We start from the raw sequence: 2,041 nt of genomic DNA, 5'->3' as shown, positions 1-2,041 counted from the left end.
AATCAAAGCGTGATTTCGCCGCTCGACCAGAAGGTGTACCGCAAGCGCACGGCCACCAGTTCGAGCGCCGCCGACCCCAAAGACGATCCGACGAACTGGCTGAATGTGCAGGGCGAAGCGCTGCCTCTGGCCGGCGGAACGATGACAGGCCCGGTCACGCTCGCAGCCGACCCAGTCGCTCCAATGCAGCCAACCACGCTGCAGTACGTCGAAAACAATTTCGTCTCCCTTGCCCAAATGCACGCGGCAATGCTTTCTTTTTAAGGAAAAATCATGGCAAAAACTTTTACTGCACCATTCGCGCAATCGCCTAAAACCGCCACCGCCGTCCTCACGGCCGCGTGCGTGATCGGCACCACTGGCGCACCTACGAATACCGCGCTGCTGTGCACTGCCGGCGTCGATGGTGCTTTGGTCACGGACATCAGCGCCATCCCGCAATCGACGCTCACCGCGACCGGCCTTGTGCTGTTCTTGAGCACCGATGCAGGCGTGACAAAATGGCCTATCGACTCCGAGACCATGGCCGCATACAGCGCCGGGGCCACTGCCAAGATTCCCAAGACTCCATTTGCCGCCTACACAGAGCAGACCCCGCTGCGCCTGGCCGCTAACGCGCGCCTGTACGTCGGCGCACTGGTCGCTGCGGCGTCCGGCATCGTCTTCAAAGCGCAAAGCACCGACTTCTAAGGAGCATCATGCTCTCTGCTCTGCCTCGAATTGCCTCAAGCCGAACGGGCCTGCCGCGCATCGATCTACCGCGCTGCACGCTCGCCCGCGCCGCCGTCGCCGCACAAGCCGAAGCGCCGCGCGTGCTGATCAAGTTTGTCGAAACGTTCCTCGTTAGCCAAAATTGGACAGTGCCATATGGCGTGACCAGTATCGACAAGACGGTTGGCCGAGGCGCGCCCGGCGAACCCGCGTGGCCGGCTGGCGATTATTGGGTAATTTATTCGGTCGAAGATATTGACTATGTCGGGCCGGAGTACGGCGAAGACAGCTACAGCAGAACCATCAACCGACTCGAGTACGCCGATCCAGGCCCAAATCCGCAGAACCTCCAGTCGCAATATCAGCCGGCGCAGCATCGTCAGGTGTCGACGTACGAGGAATCGGAGTACGGCTATGACCCCGGATCTCCAGCCACATCGGGCGCCCCTTCAACGGGCTTTGGGCGGACGTTCCCCGGCGGGTACGGCGGCACAGCGTACCCGGTCACAAGCGAAGAGGATGTCGCGGTCGCGGCGGGTCAGGTAATTGCCCTAAGCATTCCCGCCGAAGGCTTCATCGAGATCACTTACTACAAGTAGCCCATGTAGCCCGCCGCAACGTGCCGGCCGACTATTCCAACACTCCACCAGCCGCCTAGAGCGGCTTTCCTTTTAGGCCGCCGATGACGACCCAATCAACCGAAACACAACTTGCCCTTCTAGCCGCAGGACTCAAGGAAATAACGCGCGAGCTGGACGAAGTAAAAGCCGAAGGCGATCAGGACCGCGCCAGGATGAATGCCAAGATCGCCGCGCTTGAGGATGAGCGCAACAAGGCGCTGAAATGGGGCGTAGGCACGCTCGGCGCCGCCGTCATGGGAATGGCCTACTGGATCTTCGATAAGGTGGTGGGAGGGCACATTCGATGAAAGCAACGGCATGGTCGAACTCGTTCTACTGGGTGCTGCGCATCTTCCTCGGCGTGGCCGCTGCGCTGATCGTTGTCGCCGTCATCTACCCGCCCCAACTGGTGCGCGGCCCTGCGGGCGCGACCGGGGCGCCTGGCGCTGACGGGCAAGACGGCCAGAAGGGCGACAAGGGTCAGCCGGGCAAGGACGGCGACCATGGCAGCAAGGGCAATACCGGCGCAACTGGCGCCAAGGGTTCGTTTTGGGGAGGTAAGTGATGCAATTGGCACTAATCAGCGACTGGCGCGCAATCGTCAAGAAGGCATGGAGCCTGAAATTCAACGCGGCTGCGCTCGTCCTGGGCGCGCTTGAGGTCTATGTCGGCATGGTCAAGCCTGACGGCATTCCAACCGGCGCGTTTGC

Annotated in this window: 5 protein-coding genes and 1 pseudogene; all 6 read left to right on the top strand. The window is 61.4% G+C overall.

Annotated elements, in window-relative coordinates; translation table 11 throughout:
• A pseudogene (locus CR105_RS28625) lies at positions 1-264 on the top strand (hypothetical protein); the annotation flags it as partial.
• A gap of 9 nt (positions 265-273) precedes the next feature.
• Positions 274-690: a hypothetical protein gene (locus tag CR105_RS27315; protein ID WP_099794104.1), complete on the top strand. Its 417-nt coding sequence runs from the start codon at positions 274-276 to the stop codon at positions 688-690.
• Positions 691-698: 8 nt separating this feature from the next.
• Positions 699-1,310, top strand: a complete 612-nt coding sequence (locus CR105_RS27310; protein ID WP_099794102.1) for a hypothetical protein — start codon at positions 699-701, stop codon at positions 1,308-1,310.
• An 83-nt stretch (positions 1,311-1,393) separates the two neighbouring features.
• Positions 1,394-1,639, top strand: coding sequence for a hypothetical protein (locus CR105_RS27305; protein WP_099794100.1), 246 nt, complete (start codon positions 1,394-1,396; stop codon positions 1,637-1,639).
• Positions 1,636-1,896, top strand: coding sequence for a collagen-like protein (locus CR105_RS27300; RefSeq protein WP_099794098.1), 261 nt, complete (start codon positions 1,636-1,638; stop codon positions 1,894-1,896). The genes CR105_RS27305 and CR105_RS27300 overlap by 4 nt, the downstream gene beginning before the upstream one ends.
• The coding region (locus tag CR105_RS29725) for a DUF7940 domain-containing protein (protein WP_502522745.1) at positions 1,896-2,041 on the top strand (146 nt) is incomplete at its 3' end. The genes CR105_RS27300 and CR105_RS29725, both read left to right, overlap by 1 nt.

The organism is Massilia eurypsychrophila (assembly GCF_002760655.1).
GTDB lineage: Bacteria > Pseudomonadota > Gammaproteobacteria > Burkholderiales > Burkholderiaceae_D > JAFCUW01.
This window is presented reverse-complemented; position numbering and strand designations above follow the sequence as displayed.